This window comes from Floricoccus penangensis, from assembly GCF_001832885.1.
Taxonomy (GTDB): Bacteria; Bacillota; Bacilli; order Lactobacillales; family Streptococcaceae; genus Floricoccus; species Floricoccus penangensis.
The window spans coordinates 20,996-45,242 of the sequence record NZ_MKIQ01000003.1; the positions used below are offsets into that span (position 1 = coordinate 20,996).

The 24,247-nt window shown below is 32.9% G+C and carries 25 protein-coding genes and 1 pseudogene; 6 read left to right on the forward strand and 20 right to left on the reverse strand.

Annotated elements, in window-relative coordinates:
• Nucleotides 1-4: 4 nt before the first annotated feature.
• The 12 genes and pseudogenes from purF to BG262_RS01195 all read right to left on the reverse strand — a co-directional run bounded on the left by purF (nt 5) and on the right by BG262_RS01195 (nt 10,701).
• A complete protein-coding gene (gene purF, locus BG262_RS01150; RefSeq protein ID WP_070787061.1) occupies nt 5-1,444 on the reverse strand; it encodes an amidophosphoribosyltransferase in 1,440 nt (479 codons plus the stop codon).
• Nucleotides 1,429-3,651 carry a phosphoribosylformylglycinamidine synthase subunit PurL gene (purL, locus tag BG262_RS01155; RefSeq protein WP_070787062.1) on the reverse strand — a complete coding sequence of 741 codons (2,223 nt, stop codon included), beginning with the start codon at nt 3,649-3,651 and terminating at the stop codon, nt 1,429-1,431. Before purL ends, purF begins: the two co-directional genes overlap by 16 nt.
• Nucleotides 3,644-4,330: a phosphoribosylformylglycinamidine synthase subunit PurQ gene (gene purQ, locus BG262_RS01160; protein WP_070787063.1), complete on the reverse strand. Its 687-nt coding sequence runs from the start codon at nt 4,328-4,330 to the stop codon at nt 3,644-3,646. Before purQ ends, purL begins: the two co-directional genes overlap by 8 nt.
• The gene (purS, locus tag BG262_RS01165; RefSeq protein WP_070787064.1) at nt 4,331-4,579 is read right to left on the reverse strand and encodes a phosphoribosylformylglycinamidine synthase subunit PurS; all 249 of its coding nucleotides are present in this window, start codon (nt 4,577-4,579) and stop codon (nt 4,331-4,333) included.
• Nucleotides 4,580-4,626: 47 nt separating this feature from the next.
• Entirely contained in the window at nt 4,627-5,337 is a 711-nt protein-coding gene (gene purC, locus BG262_RS01170; RefSeq protein ID WP_070787065.1) for a phosphoribosylaminoimidazolesuccinocarboxamide synthase, read from the reverse strand.
• A gap of 205 nt (nt 5,338-5,542) precedes the next feature.
• Nucleotides 5,543-6,907 (reverse strand): annotated as a pseudogene (locus tag BG262_RS01175) (aldehyde dehydrogenase family protein); the annotation flags it as partial.
• Between the two features lie 153 nt (nt 6,908-7,060).
• Nucleotides 7,061-7,915, reverse strand: a complete 855-nt coding sequence (locus BG262_RS01180; RefSeq protein ID WP_070787067.1) for a C39 family peptidase — start codon at nt 7,913-7,915, stop codon at nt 7,061-7,063.
• Nucleotides 7,916-8,044: 129 nt separating this feature from the next.
• A complete protein-coding gene (purK, locus tag BG262_RS01185) occupies nt 8,045-9,175 on the reverse strand; it encodes a 5-(carboxyamino)imidazole ribonucleotide synthase (protein ID WP_070787068.1) in 1,131 nt (376 codons plus the stop codon).
• Entirely contained in the window at nt 9,159-9,647 is a 489-nt protein-coding gene (purE, locus tag BG262_RS01190; protein WP_070787069.1) for a 5-(carboxyamino)imidazole ribonucleotide mutase, read from the reverse strand. The genes purK and purE overlap by 17 nt, the downstream gene beginning before the upstream one ends.
• Nucleotides 9,648-9,742: 95 nt before the next feature.
• Complete coding sequence (locus tag BG262_RS10635; RefSeq protein ID WP_143602630.1) at nt 9,743-10,000, reverse strand: N-acetyltransferase; 258 nt, start codon at nt 9,998-10,000, stop codon at nt 9,743-9,745.
• A 160-nt stretch (nt 10,001-10,160) separates the two neighbouring features.
• Nucleotides 10,161-10,304: a hypothetical protein gene (locus BG262_RS10680; protein WP_158006628.1), complete on the reverse strand. Its 144-nt coding sequence runs from the start codon at nt 10,302-10,304 to the stop codon at nt 10,161-10,163.
• A 13-nt stretch (nt 10,305-10,317) separates the two neighbouring features.
• Nucleotides 10,318-10,701 carry an HIT family protein gene (locus tag BG262_RS01195; protein ID WP_070787070.1) on the reverse strand — a complete coding sequence of 128 codons (384 nt, stop codon included), beginning with the start codon at nt 10,699-10,701 and terminating at the stop codon, nt 10,318-10,320.
• Between the two features lie 142 nt (nt 10,702-10,843).
• Between BG262_RS01195 and BG262_RS01200 the strand changes: the two genes are divergently transcribed.
• The 5 genes from BG262_RS01200 (at nt 10,844) to BG262_RS01220 (ending at nt 14,646) form a co-directional block, all read left to right on the forward strand.
• Nucleotides 10,844-11,731, forward strand: coding sequence for an ABC transporter ATP-binding protein (locus tag BG262_RS01200; protein ID WP_070787071.1), 888 nt, complete (start codon nt 10,844-10,846; stop codon nt 11,729-11,731).
• A complete protein-coding gene (locus tag BG262_RS01205; protein WP_070787072.1) occupies nt 11,728-12,573 on the forward strand; it encodes an ABC transporter permease in 846 nt (281 codons plus the stop codon). The genes BG262_RS01200 and BG262_RS01205 overlap by 4 nt, the downstream gene beginning before the upstream one ends.
• Nucleotides 12,574-12,588: 15 nt before the next feature.
• Nucleotides 12,589-13,041, forward strand: a complete 453-nt coding sequence (locus tag BG262_RS01210; protein ID WP_070787073.1) for a LytTR family DNA-binding domain-containing protein — start codon at nt 12,589-12,591, stop codon at nt 13,039-13,041.
• Between the two features lie 8 nt (nt 13,042-13,049).
• The gene (locus BG262_RS01215) at nt 13,050-13,442 is read left to right on the forward strand and encodes a DUF3021 domain-containing protein (RefSeq protein ID WP_070787074.1); all 393 of its coding nucleotides are present in this window, start codon (nt 13,050-13,052) and stop codon (nt 13,440-13,442) included.
• Nucleotides 13,443-13,686: 244 nt separating this feature from the next.
• Nucleotides 13,687-14,646, forward strand: a complete 960-nt coding sequence (locus BG262_RS01220) for an LTA synthase family protein (RefSeq protein WP_070787075.1) — start codon at nt 13,687-13,689, stop codon at nt 14,644-14,646.
• Between the two features lie 327 nt (nt 14,647-14,973).
• Here BG262_RS01220 and BG262_RS01225 read toward each other — a convergent pair whose 3' ends face one another.
• The 5 genes from BG262_RS01225 to BG262_RS01245 all read right to left on the reverse strand — a co-directional run bounded on the left by BG262_RS01225 (nt 14,974) and on the right by BG262_RS01245 (nt 18,440).
• Complete coding sequence (locus tag BG262_RS01225; protein ID WP_070787076.1) at nt 14,974-15,249, reverse strand: hypothetical protein; 276 nt, start codon at nt 15,247-15,249, stop codon at nt 14,974-14,976.
• 155 nt (nt 15,250-15,404) lie between these two features.
• Nucleotides 15,405-15,830 carry a GNAT family N-acetyltransferase gene (locus BG262_RS01230; RefSeq protein ID WP_070787077.1) on the reverse strand — a complete coding sequence of 142 codons (426 nt, stop codon included), beginning with the start codon at nt 15,828-15,830 and terminating at the stop codon, nt 15,405-15,407.
• A 41-nt stretch (nt 15,831-15,871) separates the two neighbouring features.
• Nucleotides 15,872-16,249 carry a VOC family protein gene (locus BG262_RS01235; RefSeq protein WP_070787078.1) on the reverse strand — a complete coding sequence of 126 codons (378 nt, stop codon included), beginning with the start codon at nt 16,247-16,249 and terminating at the stop codon, nt 15,872-15,874.
• A gap of 46 nt (nt 16,250-16,295) precedes the next feature.
• Entirely contained in the window at nt 16,296-17,558 is a 1,263-nt protein-coding gene (locus tag BG262_RS01240; RefSeq protein ID WP_070787079.1) for a hypothetical protein, read from the reverse strand.
• Between the two features lie 87 nt (nt 17,559-17,645).
• On the reverse strand, nt 17,646-18,440 hold the full coding sequence (locus BG262_RS01245; protein WP_070787080.1) for an oxygenase MpaB family protein: 795 nt from the start codon (nt 18,438-18,440) through the stop codon (nt 17,646-17,648).
• 173 nt (nt 18,441-18,613) lie between these two features.
• Here BG262_RS01245 and BG262_RS01250 point away from each other — a divergent pair, with 173 nt between their 5' ends.
• On the forward strand, nt 18,614-19,735 hold the full coding sequence (locus BG262_RS01250) for an NAD(P)/FAD-dependent oxidoreductase (protein ID WP_070787081.1): 1,122 nt from the start codon (nt 18,614-18,616) through the stop codon (nt 19,733-19,735).
• Between the two features lie 47 nt (nt 19,736-19,782).
• Here the strand turns inward: BG262_RS01250 and BG262_RS01255 are convergent, their stop codons facing one another.
• The 3 genes from BG262_RS01255 to BG262_RS01265 form a co-directional block, all read right to left on the reverse strand.
• Nucleotides 19,783-20,643 carry an NAD(P)-dependent oxidoreductase gene (locus tag BG262_RS01255; protein WP_070787082.1) on the reverse strand — a complete coding sequence of 287 codons (861 nt, stop codon included), beginning with the start codon at nt 20,641-20,643 and terminating at the stop codon, nt 19,783-19,785.
• A 74-nt stretch (nt 20,644-20,717) separates the two neighbouring features.
• Nucleotides 20,718-22,067 carry an NADP-specific glutamate dehydrogenase gene (gdhA, locus tag BG262_RS01260; protein WP_070787083.1) on the reverse strand — a complete coding sequence of 450 codons (1,350 nt, stop codon included), beginning with the start codon at nt 22,065-22,067 and terminating at the stop codon, nt 20,718-20,720.
• A gap of 123 nt (nt 22,068-22,190) precedes the next feature.
• A complete protein-coding gene (locus tag BG262_RS01265; protein WP_070787084.1) occupies nt 22,191-24,101 on the reverse strand; it encodes a fructose-bisphosphatase class III in 1,911 nt (636 codons plus the stop codon).
• Between the last annotated feature and the right edge of the window lie 146 nt (nt 24,102-24,247).

Consider the following 24,247-nt stretch of genomic DNA (forward strand, 5'->3'; position numbering starts at 1 on the left):
CCTCCTAGAAAAATTTAGTCGTTTCTTCAAGTGATTTTTGGTATTCTTCTTCGTAATCATAAAGTGGTGTTGGAAAATTACCAGTGAAATATGCCATACATAAACCACCGTATGGTGCATCATAATCTAATCCAACTGAATCAACTACGCCGTCAACAGAAAGGAAGCTTAGAGAATCTGCTCCAATATATTGACGAATTTCTTCAATCGAGTGATTAGCTGCAATCAACTCATGACGAGATTGAATATCAATCCCATAGAAGCATGGATATTTTAGTGGTGGAGATGCAATTCTTACATGTACTTCCTTAGCTCCCGCTTCTTTAAGTAATCTAACGATTCTTCCAGATGTAGTACCACGAACAATTGAATCATCAACCATAATAATTTTCTTGCCTTCAACAACTCCTCGTACTGCAGAGAGTTTCATACGAACTCCTTGTTCACGAAGTTCTTTGGTTGGTTGGATAAAAGTTCTTGCTACATATTGATTTTTCACAAGACCAAGCTCATAAGGAATACCTGATTCCTCAGCATATCCACTAGCTGCAGAAAGAGATGAATTAGGAACACCAATTACCATATCAGCATCTATGTATGCTTCACGAGCCAAGGCACGTCCCATATTCTTTCGAGCAGTATGTACATTTACTCCAGCAATATTTGAATCAGGACGAGCAAAGTAAATATATTCCATTGAACAAATAGCAGGCATTACATCATCAGTATAGTTTTCAATCGTAATACCTTCGTCATTGATATAAACAAGTTCACCAGGTTTTACAAACTGAACAAAGTCAGCTCCAACCGAATCAAGGGCACACGTTTCAGAAGCGACAACATAAGCTCCGTTCTTCATTTGACCAATTGAAAGGGGTCTAAAACCATTTGGGTCAAGAGCTGCAATCATTGAGTCTTTAGTCATCAAAAGATAAGCAAAACCACCTTTAACTTCATTCAAAGCTTCCTTAAGTTGTTCACGGAAAGTATCCTTGTGACTTCTTCTGATTAAATGCATGAGAATCTCTGTATCTGAATTTGAATGGAATATTGCTCCATTTCGTTCTAATTCTTCACGAAGGGATTTAGCATTTGTTAAATTTCCATTATGAGCGAGAGCTACTTGCCCATCATAAAAATCGAAAAGGAAAGGTTGAATATTATCAACGCTTCCATTTCCAGCAGTAGCATAGCGAACATGTCCAATCGCACCATCGCCACTTAACTTACCAATAGTTCTATCATCAGAAAAAACTTCCGATAAAAGACCTAGATTTCTATATCCCAAAAGTCTACCCTCATCGTTAGAAACAATCCCAGCTCCTTCTTGACCACGATGTTGTAGGCTGTGAAGTCCGAAGTAGGTTACACGAGAAGCATCAGTGTGTCCCCATACTCCAAAAACCCCACATTCTTCATTAAGACTTTTTACTTCATAAGACATGGAATGGCTTCCTCCCAAACTTTTTTAGCCTCTTTCGTTGAAACAGATAATTCAGCATCAACTGTTTTAATTTCTAGTTTTCCAGAATCAGTTACATTTCCGATTTCAACTGCATAACTTCCAAAAACTTCTTCAATCTGTGCTTTATTTTCCGGTTTTACAGATAGAATAAAGCGTGATTGACTTTCTGAGAAAAGCTTTTCTTTTTCAAAGTCAACTGTTACGTCAAGACCAAGTTCATTTTTGAAAGCTGCTTCAGCTAATGCAACTGCAAATCCACCTTCTGCCAAATCGTGAGCCGAAACAACGAGTCCCTTTTGGATTGAAGAAAGAACTAAATCTTGTATTTCTTTTTCATAGTCAATATCAAAGTTCATCAACTTACCTTCAATACGACCTTCTTGCATTTTTTGAATCTCACTACCGTTATAATCATCTTCAGTTTTTCCAACTAGATAGATTAAATCGCCAACATTTTTAAACTCTTGAGTAGTCACATCTTCGAGATTTTGGATTAGACCAACCATACCAATCATTGGAGTTGGATAAATTGATTTTCCGTCAGTTTCGTTGTACATTGATACATTTCCTGAAATTACTGGTGTATCAAGAACTCGACATGCTTTAGAAATACCATCTGCTGATGTCCAAAGTTCCCAGAATCCTTCTGGCTTGTCAGGTGAACCATAGTTTAGACAGTCAGTTATTGCAAGTGGTTTACCACCAGAGGCTACGATGTTACGTGCTGCTTCTGCAACCGCAATTTGCCCACCGATTTCTGGATTTAGATATAAGTAACGACCATTACAGTCAGTAGTCATGGCTAATGCTTTATTAGTTCCACGAACACGAAGGACGGCAGCATCAGAACCAGGACGAACAACTGTATTTGTTAAAACTTGAGAGTCATATGTTTCGTAGATCGATTTCTTAGAAGCAATTGTTGGTTGTGCCAGAAGATCCAAAAGAGTCTGTCCTGCATCCTCAACAACTGGAACAAAGTCTTCCATTTGAGCAAACTCAGCAATACGTACTGGCTCAGTTTTTTCTTTAAGATATTCTGGAGCGTCTTCTGCAAGGGCATCAACTGGTAAATTAGCTACTTCAACTCCTTCATGGTACAAGCGATATTGTCCATCATCTGTAACATGACCAATAGTTACTGCATCTAAATCATATAGTTTAAATAAATCAACCACTTCATCTTCATGACCTTTTTCAACACAGATAAGCATACGCTCTTGCGATTCTGAAAGCATCATTTCGTAAGGAGTCATGTCTGTTTCACGTTGTGGAACATCATCAAGATAAAGTTTAAGGCCTGATCCTGCTTTTGAGGCCATTTCAGCACTTGATGAAACTAGTCCGGCAGCACCCATATCTTGGATTCCTACAAGAATATCAGAATGATCAAGAATTAATTCAAGACAGGCTTCCAATAAAAGTTTTTCCATAAATGGATCACCAACTTGGACAGCTGAACGTTGTTGTTCTTCACCTTCATTAAATTCTTCAGAGGCAAAAGTTGCTCCGTGAATTCCATCACGTCCAGTTTTTGCTCCGACATACATAATTGAGTTTCCAACACCCTTAGCTTGACCTTTTTGGATATCTTTGTGGTCAATTAATCCAACACACATTGCATTTACTAATGGGTTTCCTGCATAACATGGATCAAATGAAACTTCTCCACCAACAGTTGGAATTCCAATACAGTTACCATATCCTGAAATACCAGCAACAACTTGTTCAATTAAATATTTTGTACGAGGGTTATCAATTTCACCAAAACGAAGTGAGTCAAGAATCGCAATAGGACGAGCTCCCATTGAAAAGATATCACGAATAATTCCACCTACACCAGTTGCTGCACCTTCATAAGGTTCAACTGCTGATGGGTGATTGTGACTCTCAGCCTTAAATACAACTGCTTGATTATCACCGATATCAACAATACCTGCTCCCTCACCTGGTCCTTGAAGAACTTGAGGTCCACTTGTTGGAAATTTTCTTAGAACTGGCTTTGAGTTTTTATATGAACAATGTTCACTCCACATTACTGAAAATAGTCCAGTTTCAGTGTAGTTTGGTAAACGTCCAAGAATATCTTCTGAAATCATACGATACTCTTCATCAGTAAGTCCCCACTCACTATAAATTTTTTGGTCTTTAATTTCTTGTGCTGTTGGCTCAACTATTTTAGACATTTACTGCTGCTCCCTCTGAAAAGTTTTTAAGTAGTGATTTAAAGAATTTCTTGCCATCTTCTGATCCAAGAATAGCTTCCATTGCACGTTCTGGATGTGGCATCATTCCCAAGACATTACCAGCTTTATTTGTAATTCCCGCAATGCTTTCACGGCTTCCATTAATATTTTCTCCGTCGTATGTAAAGATAATTTGATTATTAGCCTTTAGCTCTTCAAGAGTTTCATCATCACAGTAGTAATTTCCTTCACCATGTGCAACAGGAATATTGATAATCTCACCTGCTTCATATTCACTTGTGAAATTAGAGTTATTATTTTCTACTTTCAAAGGAACTGTTTTACAGATGAATTTAAGGTCACGATTTCTAAGCAAAACTCCTGGTAGAAGACCAGCTTCAGTTAGAACCTGGAATCCATTACAGGTACCGAAGACTGGCTTTCCTTCTTCTGCGAAACGTTTAACCTCGTCCATAATTGGAGAAAAACGGGCGATTGCTCCACAGCGGAGATAGTCACCATATGAGAAACCTCCTGGTAGAAGAACTCCGTCAAAACCTTCAAGACTTGTAGCATCATGGCGAACATATTCAGCATCTGCGCCTATAATATCCTTGATTGCCCAGTATAGGTCCATGTTACAGTTGGAACCAGGGTAAACGATAACTGCGAATTTCATTTATGCTTCCTCCGTGATTTCGTAAGAGTATGTCTCCATGTTTACGTTAGCAAGTAACTTGTCACAGATTTCTTCAATCACAGCTTCAACATCACGATCAGATTTTTCTACCTTGAACTCAAAATATTTACCAATACGAACATCCTTGATTTCATCATATCCAAGATTATGGATGGCACCTTTAACTGCTTCACCTTGAGGGTCTAAAACTGATTCTTTGTAGGTAACATAAACTTTAACGAAATACATAATTTTCTCCTGATTTTCTTTATTTTATTCTTGTAAAAAGTTGATTCTTATAATGTGTTAATACGATTTAAAACTTCCTCATAAACTGGAATCAAATCTCCCAAATCACGACGATATATGTCCTTATCTAAATGGTCATTTGTATCCATATCCCACAAACGACATGTATCTGGTGAGATTTCATCTGCTAAAAGAATATTTCCTTGAGAATCACGACCAACTTCAATTTTGAAATCAATTAATTTAATATTCACTGAAGCAAAAAGTTTTTTCAACTCTTCGTTAACTTTAAGTGCTAACTCTTTAATTTCCTTTACTTCTTCATCACTTGCAATATCTAATACCCTAACATGCATATCATTAATAAATGGATCATCTAGTGCATCATCTTTATAGTAAAATTCAACAATAGGAAATGGTAATTCAACTCCTTCTTCAACGTTTAAACGTTTTGAAAATGAGCCGGCAGCAAAATTTCGAACAACAACTTCCAAAGGAATAATATCAACGGCTTTAATCAATTGTTCGGTATTTGATATTTTTTCAATGAAGTGACTTTCAATTCCTTGGTCAGCTAAAATTTCAAAAATTTTTGAAGTAATTTGATTATTCATTTGACCTTTACCGACAACCTTGTCCTTTTTAACACCATTAAGGGCAGTAGCTTGATCTAAATATTCAACCCAAAGTACTTCTGGTTGATTTGTCAAATAAAGTTCTTTTGCTTTACCTTGATAAATTGAATTACCTTTTTCCATTTTTTCTCCATATTCTTAATTTTAATTAGTAATTTGCAGATAATATTCGTCTTTTCTGTAAATAAAGTATAACACCTGTAAAATGGTATAGTCAATTTAATTCTTATCATTTTAACAAATTTTATTATTAATGTTCGTTTTTAAAGATAAAAAAAGCACATTTTTATTAAAATGTACTTTTTATTTATTTAAAAGTATTTTTTTACAGATCTTCTTTTCTTAGAGCTATTCTCTTAATATTTAGTAAATCCATAGCAGTAGTATTATGTGATAATGAATTGCGTCCATAAGAACCACATCCTAATGTAAGCGAAGGTGTCAAGTTATTAAATAAATCTCCAATCGCTCCTTGTGAAGATGGTGAATTAACTAAAATTCGACAAGCTTTTATTCTACGACCAAATTCTTTCTGCAATTCTTTATCTTCAGTATGGATACATGCTGTATGTCCAAGACCTGCAACATTGAGCATTCTTTCAACCTTATTAATTCCATCTTTACTATCACTTGATTTAACCATTGCAAGAACTGGAGATAATTTTTCTCTCGATAGTGGATAATCAACACCTACATCATCAATTTCTGCGATTAACATTTTTGTATTTTCAGGAACATCTGTAATTCCTGCCATTTTTGCAATTACTGTTGCTGGAAGACCAACAATTGCCCCATTAACCATTGTTTTTTCTTCATTTAAAACTACGTCTTCAAGGCGTGGAATATCTTCATCTCTTACAAAGTATGTATCCTTTGTTTCAAGCTCACTCTTCACTTCATCATAGATATCTTCATCAACAATAAGTACTTGTTCAGCTGCACAAATCATACCATTATCAAATATTTTCGAGTTAAAAATGTCTTCAACTGAACGTTTGATATTTGCAGATTTTTCTACGTAAGCTGGGACATTCCCAGGTCCAACCCCAAGTGCGGGTTTTCCTGTAGAATACGCTGCTCTCACCATGGCTGCACCACCTGTTGCAAGTACAATAGCTACTCCCGGATTATTCATTAATAAGCCAGTAGCTTCAATAGAAGGTTCAGTAACCCATTGGATACAATTCTCTGGAGCACCCGCTTCAATTGCTGCATCACGCATTAATCTAGCTGTTTCAGAAGATGACTTTTGAGCAGCCGGATGAAATGCAAAAATTATTGGATTACGAGTTTTTAACGCAATTAGTGATTTGAAGATTGTTGTAGATGTTGGGTTTGTAGTTGGTACAACTCCACAGATTACTCCAACTGGTTCCGCAACATACATCAAACCTTTTTCAGTGTCTTCTTTAATTATTCCAACTGTAGCTTCGTTTTTAATATCGTTATAGACATTTTCAGCAGCAAAAGTATTTTTTATTACCTTATGTTCGTAAACACCTCTCCCTGTTTCTTCATGAGCCATTTTTGCTAATTTTTCAACATTTTGCATAGCAACTTCAGACATTCGACCAATGATTTTATCAACTTGGCTTTGATCAAAATTGTTCATTTCATTTAAGGCCTCATTTGCCTTAATAACGAGTGAATCAATTGATTCACTTAGCGCTGTTTTTTGAGTAGTTTCTAACATAAATTTTCTCCTTTTTCGTTTATTTATTTATTTATTTTTTTCTAACTAAACAATATCACAATCATAATCTGTTGTAAAAAATTTATACATTTGTTCAACAACAAAAGACACAAAAAAACAGCCAACAAATTTTGTTGACTTTTCCTTAGTTATTTACCAAGCATAGTTAGGTTCTACACAAACTGACATAGCAGAAAGAAGTTCTTCTGGAGTGATTACCTTCAAGCCAGCATATACTGGATCTTGCATTGATGCTAATGGATCAACATAATATATACCAATAATTTCTGAACCATCATCACTTGTCTTATAACCTGTCCCTATAACATTATGCTCACCTTTTTTCTCAGGATATAAAGAAGATAACTCTAATGTATAATACATTGGATAACCGCTTTTAAAATTTTCGACGAGCCTCATTTTAAATAAAATCATATCTTCAGAATTTATTGAAGGATCAGTTACCCTTGCGATTCTATAACCAGTCTGATCTGCAGCTGGAGATTCCCTACCAATTAGATGTTTATTTAAAATTCTGATTGCATCTTTATTATGTGTTCCCCAAGTGTTAGTCGTTCCCATCTCTATAGCAAGTTGTTCCTGTGGTACAGTAATGCCTCTTGTAGAAAGCATCATACTAACAGTAGTTGGAGCACAATTTGTAGGTGTCTTTTGAATTTGCTGAACAACATCTATTCTATACTTTGTTGACAATTGCATATTATTTTGACTTTCTTTGGTTAAATTCTCTTTACTATTGTCAATAACTCTTTTTGAAGAATCATTGACTGGTAATTCATTTTCTAAATTGGTAGCTGAATTACTCACTTTATATTCGTTGTCACTTTCGTAAGTAGTAGCGATTTCATCACTACCCACCTTAGTGTTAGAAGTAGTTATTTCAAGGCCATTAGAAACTTCTTTTTCTTTACTATTTGCGTAAAAAATATATGTTCCTAGAATAGCAAAAAAAATTATACACGTTGAAAATAAATTTTTTTTATTCATGACTTCTCCTTCATTATAAACAAAATATGTAATATAATTATATAACTCTGTACTTATACAAATATTATTATAAATTATATACATTGTCAATAAAAAAAGAGAACATAATAGTTCATCTTTTTAAGATTATTACCAATTTTTATTTTCGTCTACTTCACTTAAAGTATTTTCAATACAATCAGTTAAAATTGTAATATGACCCATTTTACGATTAACTTTTGATTCATCTTTTCCGTAATAATGAAAATGCCAGTCATTTTTTTGAGAAATCAAATCATATGTTCCTTCAAGGTGTTGTCCAAGAATATTGACCATAAGTGCTGGTGATAAAAGTTCAACATCAGCAAGGGGCCAGCCAAGTACACCTCTAATATGTGCATCAAATTGACTGAAATTACAAGCTTCAATTGAATAGTGACCTGAATTATGAGGTCTGGGAGCAAGCTCATTAACATAAATTTTTCCATCTTTAGTTAGGAACATTTCAATGGCTAGTACACCTCTTAAATCAAGCTTTTCAGCAATTATCAATCCAATTTTTTTTGCTTTCTCAGATATGTCATCGCTAACACGAGCAGGAGCAATTGTTTCATGAAGGATATTATTTACATGAATATTTTCTACAACAGGAAATACCTTAAACTCATATCCATTACCAGCAACTATAACTGAAATTTCCTTATCAAAAGGAACCCACGCTTCAAGCTCACAAACTGCACCTGTACTTAACAATTTTTCAGCATCAGAAATATCTTCAACTGATTTGAGTACATATTGACCTTTTCCATCGTAGCCACCACGTATTGTCTTAAGAACAGATGGATAACCAATTTCCTCAAGAGCGTTTCCTAGTTGCTCACTTGTTTCAACTTGCTTATGTGGCGCAATATCAACTCCACATGATTCTAAAAATTCTTTTTCTGTAAGTCTATCTTGAGTCTTGGCAAGAAGATTTGTACTCTGAGGAAGATTTATTATGTCTGACAGTTTTTCTAGTGTTTCAACTGAAACATTCTCAAATTCATAAGTTACAACATCAGATTTTTCAGCAAGTTCTTTTAAGGCTTGAAAATCATCATATGAAGCTACAATTTGACTATCAGCCATTTGTCCTGCGGGACAATCATCCGTTGGGTCAAGTACTATAACCTTATATCCCATTTCTTTTGCTGAAGTTATCATCATTTGACCAAGTTGACCACCACCAACAATTCCAATGGTTGACCCTGGTAATATTAAATCCTTAATCAAGTTGATCACTACTTTCTAATACTTGTTCTTCAAGCTTTTTACGACGTTTATTCAGTTTTTCTGCAAGTTCAATGTTAGTAATTGACAGAATTTCTGCAGCTAATAAGCCTGCGTTTGTAGCTCCTGCAGCTCCAATAGCTGTAGTCGCAACTGGAACTCCTCCAGGCATTTGAACAATTGATAAAAGTGAATCCAAACCATTTAATGTTCGGCTTTTAACAGGGACTCCGATAACAGGTAAAGTAGTTTTAGCCGCAACCATTCCTGGTAAGTGGGCTGCTCCACCTGCACCTGCAATAATTACTTTTAGTCCACGCGCACGTGCACTTTCCGCAAATTCAAACATCAAGTCAGGTGTTCTATGAGCAGATACAACCTTTTTTTCGTAGGAAACTTCAAGCTCTTCCAAGATATCACAAGCCAACTTCATAGTCTCCCAATCGGAAGTACTTCCCATTATTACTGCAACTTCAGCACTCATTATAAATAAACTCGCCTTCTATTATTGATAATTTAATTTTAACAAGGCTTAAAGTTATTGTCAAAGTTTTTACGAATGATTTTATATAAAAATAATTAATCGTTCGTATTTATTTTATATTCATACATTCTAGTCAACATATTGTCATCATCTCTTACCATAGCTAAAAAATTCCAATTCAATTTTTCATATAAATTTACATGGTCGGTAATCAAATATAGTATATCAATATCTAAAGAGAGCATATCTTGATAAACAAAATTTAGAAGGTCACGAGCAATACCTTGTGACCTATAGTTGATTAAAATAGAAATAAGACAAGGCGACGAATTGATGATAGAACTAGCGTTCATCGAGATGAGTCAACGATGTATTAATCTATTTTTAAGTGACTATATATTCCTCTTCAACATATAAGGCACAATGATTAGGTTTCAAATCTTTTCGTTCATGAAAATCATTTTCAATAACTCCAACACCAGCTATGATTTTATTATCAATTACGACTAAGTATCACTGAGGAATAACTCCTATACCTTCCATCATTTGATGCATGCTTTCAATATATGCTTCCTTTGAAATATCCCACTTTTGACTAAACCAAACTGCTGCATCTTGAATAATATCACTTTTTTCTCTTAATTTAATAAATTCCATAATTATTCCTATACTATTTCTTAAGTAGCTCAGATAATTTTTCTAAATCCATGTGGACTTCTTTAACATGAAAATTATCCCAAAAACCATCTTCTTTGTACCTAGGAATAATATGCTTATGAAAATGCACTCCTTCATCCATTGTAAATCCGTTATTTTGAAATATTGTCACATCAAGGATATCAAAATTTTCTTTTAGTATACCTACAATTTCTTTTTCAAATTTAATCTCATCAAGTAAGACTGAATCAGGAATATCTTCTAAGCTTTCATAGTGCTTCTTAGAAATAAGCAGTAAATGCCCAATTTGATTAGGGTTAATATCTAAAACCAAAAAGAAGTCTTTAGATTCACGTAAAATTTGCTTCTTATCAATTTGACTACAGAAGATACACATATAACACTCCCATCATTTTTCCTGTAATTATAGCATGATTTTTCCACCACTCATAATTGAAATTTCACCTCTTATCTAATCTCACGATATTTTTCAAATGTACTAATTTATACTTGGTCTATAAACTTAAAGGAGGAAACATATGTTAGAAGCAAAAAGTCTTTCCAAGCGTTACGGGAAAAATATTGTTGTAAATAATGTTAATTTGAAGATCGACTCAGATAAATTCATTGCCATTCTGGGTCCGAATGGTGCAGGAAAATCTACTTTGATAAATATGATGATTGGTCTTCTTGAACCATCTAGTGGTCAAATTACTTATGGAAATTTAAAGGTAAATTCTTCAGAGTATAAACAAAAAATTGGAGTTGTTTTTCAAGATAGTATTTTAGATGAAAAACTCTCAGTAAAAAAGAATCTTCTTTATCGCCTACAAATGTATAAAAATATAGATGATTCTTGGTTTGAAGATTTATTAGATGAATTTATGTTAAGAGAACTTCTAAACGAAAATTATGGAAATCTATCTGGTGGTCAAAAGAGACGAGTTGATATAGCTAGATCTTTATTAAACAAGCCAGAAATTCTATTTCTTGATGAACCTTCAACAGGTCTTGATATACAAAATCGTAAGCTTATTTGGGATATCCTTATAAAACTAAAATTAAAATATAAATTTTCAATCGTATTAACCACTCATTATCTTGAAGAAAGCGAAGCGGCAGATTTTATTTATATAATTGATAAGGGAAATATTATTGCAAGTGACAGTGTTGGAAATCTTAAAAATGAATATGTTAAATCAATTTTAACTCTTAAAACTAAAAATCATGAATCTCTTAATAGAATATACGAAAAATACAAAGCTTTTTCGCAAAAAAAAGACGAAGATACTTTAGTAATCAAATTAGATGGTGCCAGACAAGCATATAAAATACTCGAGGATGCTGACTGGATTGATTTTGAATTTCAAAAAGGGACAATTGATGATATTTTCTTAACACTTACTGGAAAGGAGCTTAGGGCATGAAATCATTCATAAATAGAAATTTGAGACTTTTCTTCTCACAACCTAAAAACGTTATACTTTCACTTTTTTCATCAATGATTTCATTGACACTCTATCTAGTTTTTCTTAAAAATAATTTGCTTGATAGTATGTCAGGGATTAGCAATACAGATAAAATACTCGACCTTTGGTTGATAGGTGGTATTCTTACAATTACCGCTATGACCACGAGCTTTACCGGTATTAGTCAAAGCGTCTATGATAGAGAAAAGGGAGTATTAAAGGATTTATCGCTAACATCTCTAAAATCAAGTGAAGTATCCTTATCTTATCTATGTTCATCTGTGATAATTTCCTTTGTCATGCAAGCTATGGTCTATCTATTGACCTATGCTTTATTCTTCATCCTTGATGACCTTAAAATAGACGTTGAAACAAGTCTAACACTACTTCCAATTTTTATCCTTAATAGTCTGGTTTGGTCAGGGTTTAACCTACTTGTCATAAAAAATATTAAGAATATAAAAAGTTTAGGCCGAATTGAAGCACTTCTATCAACTGCAATCGGATTTTTCGCAGGTGCCTATATACCACTAGGTGTATTTTCCAAATCAGCTTACTCAATAATAAAACTAACTCCTGCTCCTTATTCGTCTTCTCTTTTTAGAGAAATTCTTTTAAAAAGACCTTTAGAAAAAATAAAAATGCCAACTAGCGAGGAATTTGATTTTAGGAAATTATTAGGTATTGGAATTGAGTTTTATGGAAAACTAACGAGTGGCTATCAAAATGCTTTGATTTTAATATTCTTTTGCCTAATTTGTCTAATCGGTGGTATGATAATAGATAAAATAAGAAAGTAAAAGAAAAGGATAATTATGGATATAAAGTACCGGGAAAATCCTAAACTGGCAGAAAATGAAATAAAGGTAATTATTGAAGCAAGTGAATTAGACAAGGATGTTATGAAACTTATGTCTGATATTGAAAATTTAGGAAGTAAGAGAAGCATTCTAGCTATTAATACGGAAGATAGGCTTGAAATGCTTTCTTATAACCAAATAATATTAATTGAAGTATTTACAAATCAAATTATCATACAGTCAGTTGACAAAATATATGAAACAAAGGGTCAACTCAAAACTATATATAATCAACTACCTAAATCAACATTTATTCAAATTTCTAAAAATACAATAATTAATATCGACCACCTAGATTATTTAGAAGCAGCATTTTCTGGTAATATGACTGCTTTCTTGACAAATAAAGTTAAGACAAATGTTAGTCGCAAGTATCTTCCTGACCTAAAAAAATTAATTGGATTGTAGGTAATAATATGAAAAAAATTTTAAAATACGGAATAATGGGAATGCTGATGTCAAGCTTTGGCTTTTTAGTAGGTTCATTATTCTATCTTGATTCTTCTTTGGATAAAAAAACGGTAATTACTGTCTTTATCATGGGATTTATTGTTGGAATGGTAACAACAATTTTTGATATTACTAGTTTAAGCTATGTAACTGCAATAATTATCCACTTTTTCGTTACTCTAACTATTATAACTATTTCCAATTTCATATTAGGAAGTGGAACATTTCTTTTAAATCACATCTTCACATATTTAGCACAATTTATATTCATCTATGTAATCATTTGGATTGGGATATACTTTTTCCAAAGAAAAGATGTAGATACCATAAATCAACAATTGAAAAAAAGAAAAAAATGATATTTAAAAACTTCCGCAAGTTGTCAATTCAAGTACAATACTTGGGTAATTTCATTTATCAAGGGGAAAAATGGTAGTGAAAAGTCTACACTGATGAAGATGATAACTGGTATTCTTTTACCCAATGTTGGAAGCTTTGAAAAAATTAATGGAATTGAATATGTAATCTGCACCAATAATATAAGCGCTTAAATGAAATTATGGTGTTTTAAAATGTGGAAATAATCAGATAAGAGGAGTAAATATGCGTAGTATTATTGATAATTATTTATATGACGTAGTGAAACATTTGGATTATCCTAAGCGAGAGAAAGTCAAAAAAGAATTGAACAGCTTAATTTTAGACAAGTTAGAGGAAAGAACGTCGGGAAGAGAAGCCCTGGAGACCGATGTATATGCTGTCCTTGAAGAGCTAGGTAGTCCTTATCATGTGGCAGAAAAGTATATGGGAGATGAAAAAAATACATTATTATCTGGCATATATTTTAGATATTATAAGCGTATATTACTATTGGTGTTGCCATTGGTTGTCATTATTAGTGTAACTGACTCTTATATAACGAATGCCTTTTCACAAGAGGACTGGATGAGTAATTTGAAGGCTTGCACTGAATCAGCTATATATGCATTTTGCTTCTATTTCTGTGTAATTACCGCAATATTTGTACTTTTACAAAGATACAATGTAAAATTCAATAGTTATAATATTGGTACTCTTCAAAAGACATCCGATGAAGCGAGAAAAAACATAAATATAAAATCGATTTGTATTCTAATAATTTCATTTGTAATCGGTATTATTACATATATCAAACCATCATTGATATTTTATGCAGTAAGTCATGGGAAACGAATTAGTATTCTAAATGAAGATTTATTCCTGCAGTTGAGGTTTGTAATTATTGGAATGCTAGTTGTAGTTTTAATTCGTGAGTGTAGTGTGATTGTGAACAGATACATGAATGTAAAACTATACATTTGGGTAACGATATTAGATGTAGTAAATCTTATTTTGTTCTGTGTATTATTCTTACGTCATAATATCATCAATCCAAACTTTTTGAATATATTTAAAGAAATGTTTGTGGATGAACCGATTATTATAGAATTCTTTTCTAATATAATAAATTATTGGATTGTTATATTATTTTCCGTGTTAGTATTGTCAGTCAACCTAGGTGATTTTTTTCGAATTAAAAAATAAAAAGGAATAAAGTTATTTTAAAGGGTAAGTAGAGTAATTAAATGCCATAAAGACAAGAATCTTTTGGTTATTTGCCTGCTATAATAGGGATTTGAAAGCCAAAACCAAAAATCACAACATAGAAAAAAATAAATTTTACTTACTGAGGTGATTACCGCACTACTGGACCCTACGAATGGAAAAATGCTTCGTGAATTACTATTTTCATTACCAGCTATGGTTTTGGAAATTGCTCATCATATTTACGATAAAAACGATATGATTAAATAATCAACTTAGATAAGTTAAAAAACTTCAGACGAAAATCTGAAGTTTTTATAGTTTATTTTAATAATTGTATCTTGTTACACGATTAATATAGTATTCCAATTCCTTTAGTTCGTTTTCAGCTCCGTGCTCATCATAGTCAGAAAGCATTTCTGAATATTTAAGGATTTTCTTAATTTCATGGAGTGCTTTTTTAGTTTCATACCACTCTCTAATTCTTTGAGAGCGTCCATCAAGTGGTTGGCTAATGTATTTACTATCGGATTCATCGAATCTCGAAATTTCATTCATAATTCTATTAACAATTTTTTCTTGATTTACTTGATAATTTGACATAGACAACTCCTCCTCATTATATTGTAAGCGCTTAACAGATATAGCTTATTAAGATAATATACTTTTTTATAAGTAATTACAATCAATACGAAGCAATTGAAGAACTTTTCAGAAAATTAGAACACATAAGTGCATATTTTAGTTAAAAAAATTTTTTAAAGACTTTTAACAAAGAAGTACTCAGTTATTCCCACCTTCTTATGTTCAATTTTTCCAAATTGACTATATCCTTGTGCTTTATAAAATTCAGGTCCTTGAAAATCAAAAGTATCTAGATGACAGTTTTCACATCCAAATTCCCTTAAATCATTTTCAATTGCATTTAGTAATTTATGTCCTAATCCCTGTCTACGATATTCATCAGATACCCATAAAGTTTCTAAATATCCAATATAATACATTGATGAATATGCGACTGCTCCAGCGATTACTTTCCCTTCGTTATCACGAATAACTCTTATAAAGGGAACATAATCAGAATCTTGCATAAGTGGTCTTTTAGATAAATTATATTCTTCTAGTTTTTCATCAAGAACTTCAGCTTCTTGACGCCCACCCTTTTCTATTTTTAAATTATTCATATGAAAACTCCTGTTATATATAGTTATTTATTTAATTAATATTATTCTACCACGATTTCGATTTTTATCCTATCTGGATCTTCAAGAAATAATGCATAATGGTCTTGACCACCTGCATGGGGATATTTTTCATCATAAAGTAAAACAATATTTTTGCTTATACATTTATTTCTCAATACTTCTAACTGCACATGACTATCAATCTTAAATGCCAAGTGGTTTAGTCCAACATTTGTCCGATTATATTTTACATTAAGATTTTTAGATTGAACAAAAACGATATAAAAGCCGTTTTTTCGATAACTAATACCTTCACTCCACTCTTGATAGATCTCAAAAGATAAATTACCAACTAATAAAAATTCATAAAAATCTTTTGTCTTCATCAAATCTGAAACATAAATTTCAATATGATCCATATATTCTCCTTATAAAAAGCGCTCAAACGAACGCTTCCTTAAATCTCTATTTTTCTTCAAGATAATAATATTTTCCATCATCTACGATTATTTCAACATCCTTATCCAAATAATCTTTTGGTTCATCTAGTTTAAGGATTTTATCCTCACGTTGGGTATTAATTTTTTGAACGGTATCTTCAGAAACATCTTTGTACTTCCATTCTTCACGAATAGCACCCTGTGCTCTACCGAATAAATCTCTTTTTTCTCTTCTTTTATTTTCAAGGTCGATGTTAAAATGCTCAATTTGAAATTCATGCCAGTCAGCAAGTAAGTCACGTGTTAAATTTGACTGTTGAAGATACTTATTATAAATCGAGTAACTCATTTCAGTTGAAACTTCCCCTTTTGAAAGAAGATATGTGAGTTGACTAATTTCATTTAAAATAGTCAGAAGAATTGATTGGTATTGAAGAAGGATTGAAATTTCATTGACTTCTTGATTATAATTCTTAAATCTTCCATCTTCTTCGACAGTTGAAAGCTCCTCAATTGAGATATTCACTTGTTGAATGAGTTGTGTTGCTTCACCTTCAAGTGCCTCAAGAGTCATCAATTTACTTTTTCTAAGGTCATCGTTATAAATAATCTCTTTACTGAACTCGGTAATTTTTCCAACACGTGCAACTAAGGCAAGAATCTTACTCTTAAATTCTCTTTCTTGAAAGTCGCGAACCTTGGAGATACTTCTTGAAACATTTTCAAGTTTCTCACTGACTTCTTCCATATAGTATTGACCAACCACCATAGCGCCTACGTTCATAACAGCCGCAAGACTAAATATTGAAGAACCAGCATTAGCAATTGATTTAGGGTCAATTTTATTAAGACTCAACTGCTTTTCGATTCCAGAAGCATCCTTATAAATTCCTTTTACAGCATCACTTGCTTTAGCTGCTTGGGAAACATTTGAAGTTCCTGGAATAATAACCTTGTACAATTCCATATCTTTTATGCTTTTATTACTTGTTCGTTTGGTCAAGACGTCAACCGCCCCTGAAACAAGGTCTGAGAGTTGTGAAATAACTTCCTTATCAGTTATTTCTGCTAGATTAGCATGGTTAAAAGCATCGGTCGCAAATAACTCTTCAATTACGATAGCAGGGCTATTATCCTCAATCTCGAAAATTTCATCATCCACACCTTTTTCATCTGATGGATTAGCCGTGTTCTCAACATCTCCTTGTTTATTTCTATTCTTGAAAAATACGTATCCTAGTACTCCTAAGAGTAAAATTATTATTAAAATCAATATATTATTTTCCATTATTAACCTCGTATGTAAATAATTTTATTTGTATACAAATTATAACATATAGAAGATTATTATCTTTTACTTATGTTCGAAAGTAAACTAGATAATATCAAGTTTTTTCACTTGTTCCTTAAACTCTTTAGGAAGTAAGAAATTTCTAATAAAACCATCAAGTTTTATTAGCCTTGAAAATTTATAAAATGGAAGAATTACAGAAACTAAAGAAAATCTTTTTAAATTTAACAAACTCCTAACTTTTTCATTTACTAATAATTTTTGAATTTCAACTAATATAAAATATCTAAAAACTCCTATATTTCTTTTATATTGTTTTAACAAATCGTCAGTTAGCTCACTTTTTTTCAAGTCCTCATCTAAATGTTTTTGATAATCAATTTCCCATTCCCCATAACTTTTAGGTAAATCCTTAATTAATAAGCCAGTTCCAATCCTATAAAATACTTCAAATACTTCTTCTTTTTCTTGATCAGTAACTTTACGTTCTAACGCTTCATAAGAAACAATAGAATAATATATAAGCATATACAGAACATCTTTAAAGGCCCAATTAGGAATATTCATTTTTCTATTTTTTTGTAAGTTTCTATGAATATTGACAATATTTTCTAAAGCAAGGTTTCCCTCAACTGGATCAGCGGACATTATTGCATGAGAATATTTGATTGTAGAAAATAGTCTACCAATAGGATTATTAGGCAGTTTTCCAGTAAAATAAAGCCAATCAACTGCTTTATTTAAAGCAAATTCTGCAGCACATCCTCCAAATATAAAAAGTACCGTATCGGCTTCTCCCCACATTTCTCTAACTATCGAATCTTCTTCTATAATTGGAGTATAGTTCTCTTGGTCAATATCTTCAAAATGCTTTTCCATATTTTCTATCCTCATATACAATCAAACTTAGTGAATTAATTAACTTTTTTCGATATTATATCATACTTGTCTATAACAACAAAGTAAAATGGGAACAAATAGAAAAATTGACTAACTAGATTTTCCACTTTAATTATGGGAAAATAGGTAAATAATATATTCAGGAGATTAAGATGAAAAGAATAGCTATTATTGGTGGCGGCATTATTGGACTTACCGCTACTAACTATCTAGATACTGATAAATTTGATATAACAATTTTTGACGATGGTCTTGGACAGGCTACCAAGGCAAGTGCTGGAATAATTTCACCATGGTTATCAAAGAGACGAAATAAAAAGTGGTACCAACTAGCCAAGGATGGAACAAAATTCTATCAAAAGCTAATTGAAGATTTTCAGCTAGATGAAACAATATATAAAAAATCAGGAACCTTAATTATCAGACCTCAAAAGAATCTGGATGACTTATTTGAGCTTGCAAAAGAAAGATTGGTTGATGCTCCTGAAATGGGGGAAATTGATCTACTAAATCCAAATCAAACAAAAGAACAACTTCCTTTATTAAAAGGGATGCCTTCTCTTAAATTATCTGGTGGTGGTAGACTTGATGGTCTTAAGTATCTCGAAAAGATGAGTCAGTTAGCTAGTTCTAAAGGAATACAAATTGTTAATGAAAAAGTTAGTATTGAAGAGATTGATGGTAAGCTGTATATTCTTACTAAAGACAAAAGAGAAGAATTTGATTATTTAATACTGACCGTTGGTCCTCACTTAAAGGATATTCTTTCAAATTTAGGATATGAAACAGATATCAGACCTCAAAAAGGACAACTTTTAACCTTTGAAACAAATCTTAAAGAATCAAATGATTGGCCAGTTGTCGTGTTAGATGGTGAAGCTGATTTGATACCTTTCTCAGAAGGTAACATTCTAATCGGTGCTACTCATGAAAATGATGGTGGGTGGGATTTAACACCAACGGAAGATGCCTATAATTTCCTTACTGAATATGCAAAAGGATTTTTAGATGAAAGTAAATCAGTCGAACTACTTTCAAGCCCCTTTGATTTCAGAGTGGGAACACGCGCATATACAAGTGACTTTGCTCCATTTTTCGCTCCACTGGAAGACAATGAAAAGATTGTTGCTGCTAGCGGCTTGGGTTCATCAGGTCTTACTACTGGTCCTTATATGGGATATCTAATTGCTGATTATTTTAATAATGGTAACTGGGATACCGAAAAATATCAAAAACCTATTTCAAATTACATCAAAAAGAAGAACAGTGATTAAACTCACTGTTCTTCTTTAATTTCATACCTAAGTTTTTTTATAATAGTTTAATCCCACCAAAGTTTAATAAGCGCCTGGGTTCCATCATTTTCAAAGCCTTTATCTGCAAGTTCTACGTATAATTTACGGGCAACTTTTGTGGCTGGTAAGTTAATATTCATCCTTTCTGCTTCATCTAGGGCAATTCCTAAGTCCTTTATAAAATGCTTAACAAAGAATCCAGCAGAATAGTCTTCTTTAAGAATTCTTGGAGAATAATTAGCTAGCGACCAGTTGGCTGCACTTCCACCACCTACTGTTTCAATTACTTTCTCAACATCGAGACCAGCAGCTTTTGCATATACTAAAAGTTCTGTCATTCCTGTCATTGTTCCCGCAATCATAATTTGATTAGCCATTTTTGTATGCTGACCACTTCCGGCTTTTCCTTGATAAGCAAATGTTTTACCCATTACTTCAAACAATGGAAGAACTTTCTCATATGTAGACTCATCTCCACCTACCATGATAGTTAAAGTTGCATTTTTAGCTCCTAGGTCACCACCTGAAACAGGGGCATCTAAGGCACTTGCTCCTTTTTCTTTTGCTGCATCATATATCTTAACTGCTAAACTTGGTGTACTTGTGGTTAAATCAACTAGGATTTTATCATTTACATCTGCTTGAAGAATCCCTTTTGGACCAAAATATGTTTCTTCAACATCACTTGGATAACCTACCATAGTAAAGATAATTTCAGATGCTTCTGTTATTTCTCTTGGCGTGTCTTTCCATACAGCACCACGTTCTACCAAATCATCAGTTTTTGACTTAGTACGATTGAAGACAAAGAGTTCATGACCCGCATCCATTAAGTGACCTACAATTGCATGACCCATAACGCCTGTTCCGATAAATCCTATTTTCATATTCGTATCTCCTTTATAAGTAAAAAAGTTTATATCTCTAGTATAAACTAAAAATATAAACTTTTGTAATTTTATTATACCAATCCTTGAGCAAGCATTGCTTTTGCAACTCGTTCAAATCCTGCAATATTAGCACCTAGCATGAAGTTATTTTCTGCTCCATGAGCATTAGCAGTATCGCGACAAGCTTCAAAGATATTTTTCATAATATTATCTAGCATTGAGTCAACTTGGTCTTTTTCCCATTGAAGTCTTTGAGAATTTTGACTCATTTCGAGTGCAGATACAGCTACTCCACCAGCATTTGCTGCCTTACCTGGACAGTAGAAAATTCCATTTTCAATAAAGTATTCAGCTGCTTCAAGAGTTGATGGCATATTAGCTCCTTCAGCAACAACTTTAACACCATTATCAGCAAGAATCTTAGCTTGATCAATATTGATTTCATTTTGCGTTGCACATGGGAATGCAAGATCTGCTTCGACTTTGAAATCCCAAACAGATTCACCATCGAAATACTGTGCAGATGGACGATCAACAACATATGCAGTTAAACGTTCGCGACGAACTTCTTTGACGTCTTTTAATAGAGCTACATCGATACCTTCTGGATCATATACAAAACCAGATGAATCAGATGCTGTAATTGCCTTTGCACCAAGTTGTTCAAGTTTTTCAATAGCATAGATTGCTACATTACCTGAACCAGAAACAATTGCTTTTTTGTCTTGGAAATCTTGACCAAGATCAGCAAGTAAATGTTTAACAAAATAAACTGCACCGTAACCAGTAGCTTCTGTACGTCCTTTTGAACCCCAGAAATCAAGCGGTTTACCAGTTAGAACTCCAGCATCATATTGTTTTAGACGTTTGTAAGCACCAAATAAGTAACCAATTTCTCGTCCTCCAACACCGATATCTCCAGCAGGTACATCTGTATCAGGTCCAATATGTTTAGAAAGCTCAGTCATAAAGCTTTGACAAAAACGCATGATTTCAGCATCAGATTTCCCTTTAGGATCAAAGTCACTTCCACCTTTACCACCACCGATTGGTAGACCAGTTAAGCTGTTTTTAAATATTTGCTCAAAAGCTAAGAATTTCAAAATGCTTAAGTTTACACTTGGATGGAAACGTAATCCACCTTTATAAGGTCCCATTGCAGAGTTAAATTGGATACGGTATCCACGGTTAACTTGCCACTTACCTTTATCATCTTGCCATGGAACACGAAACTGAATCAAGCGTTCAGGTTCAGTAACTAAAGACAAAATGTCAGATTCTACATATTCAGGATGCTCTTCCAAGAATGGAATTACTGATGGTAAAAACTCATCAATAGCCTGTAAAAATTCAACTTGGTTTGGATCATTTGAATGAATTTTATTTTGAATACTTGTTACATACTCTGTTACTTTGCTCACGAAAAAGCCTCCTTCTGTTAATAAATATATTTTACAGTATTTTAAACAAAAAAGCACTCACTTTTTAACAATAAAGTTGCTAAAAGTGAGCATTTATATGCATAATTTCTTTATCATTCGACTTTAAAAGTTCATATATAGTTCTTCTAAATCTTCTCTTTCTTGAATTAATCTTTTTCCAATGTTAGTTTGACTAACTGTCGTTCTTTGATCAACTTTATCAACAAGTCGTTTAGTTGAAAGAATATCAAAACCATTTTTTATGGTATCTTCAATTGATGTAAAAGGTTGATGGGCTGCGAGTTGTATGCCATATGAGTTGGAAAGCAAAGTATAGCCTGCAAGTCCGGTTTGTTTTTGATAGGCTTTTGCAAAACCACCGTCAATTACAACTAAATGACCATTAGCTTTTATTGGATTTTCACCATCTTTCTCTTTTACAGGAGTATGTCCATTTATTATATGTCCAGATTCAGGTAGTTCAAATGTTCTCAAGATATAGCGACAAACATCTTCTTCATTTCTAAGTTTATAATATGAGTTCTTCACTTCCTCATGCGTGGCTTTATCTTCAATGTAATAACGCTCAAATGTTGTCATGGCATCTTTACCAAATAAAGACGAACATTCCCCCGTCCATAGATACCACATCAAATCTGTAGGAATATCATCAGTTACTTGAGGATTTCGATATGAAACACGGACTTGTCTTTCAAAATAATCTAATAAATCTTTACCAGAATAGTGTCTACCTTCTAAAGTCAGCGACTTATAATCGCCATTTTCATGGAGCGGAATACATCCGTGTATCAAAAGATTACCATTATAACAAAGATACATGCTACCTTTTTCCATGAGAAAGTCCATATGCTTTCTTAACCGATCTGATGACTGAAAAGATACTTTTAATTTTTCAAGGATTGCTTCCTCTTCTATAGTTAGTCTACAAGGATCATCAATATCAACTGTAGGTATAGAAAAATTTTTCAGTTCATATGAAACTCCACCAATTTCAATAGTGCTATCTTCATAATTTACTTTTGATAGCATAGCACGATCTTGCATTTTAAAACATTTGCGTCTAGCAATTAACTGCCCTTCAAGTTTAAACTGGAGAATTGCAGTTGCTTGTTGAACAAGATTTAATGTTCTTTTTTCAGTTTCAGATACAGAATTATCTCCTGCTAAAAGTTTTGGTGCAAAAATATCTAATGGTTCATAATATTTCTTGGCATACTCCACAATAGGACGTAAATTAATCCCATATCCCTCTTCTAGTGTATCTAGATTTGCATATCTTGCAGAAATTCTAATTAAATTTATTATTGAAAGCAATGACCCAGATACGGCAGCAATCCATACCATATCATGATTTCCCCATTGAATATCAACTGAATGATAATCAATTAATCGATCCATTATAAGATCCGGTGACGGTCCACGGTCATAAATATCTCCAACCACATGAAGATGATCAACAACTAATCTTTGAATAGTTTCGGAAAGATCATGTATTAAAGCAGGTGCTTGATTTAACTCAATAATTTTATCTATAATTGCGTGATAATATTCATATTTGTCTTGGTCTTGAACTTCAGTTAAGAGTTCTTCAATTATATATGAAAAACGTTGTGGTAAAGCCTTTCTAACCTTTGAACGTGTATACTTACGACTAGCATAGTTTATCACTCGGGTTAAGAGCATAATATTTTTTTTATACCAATCGTTAAGTTCACTTGGTAAAAATTCTTCCTTAATTTGTAAAATCTTCTCTTCTGGATAATATATAAGAACCGCTAACTCATTGATATCAATATCATCTTCTAAGCACTCTTTTAACTTCTCTTTCACACTTCCCGAACCATTTCTCAAAACATGATCGAATGCGTTAAATTCGCCATGTATATCACTAACAAAATGTTCAGTACCCTTAGGTAATTGTAGGATTGCTTCTAAATTGATGATCTCAGTTAGAACTGCTTCTCTACTTCCATAATTTTCCCTTAGTAATTGGTAATACTTGTCTTGACTCATATTCTCCACCTTTACAACTTGTCTTTTTAAATTGGTACAACTTTGTATTCGCTTTCATTATAGCAATTTTTTTAAAAAATTTGTGATTTCAAGATAGAAAGTTCAGAAAAAAAACACTAGGAAATTATTAAGCACCTTGTAATGTT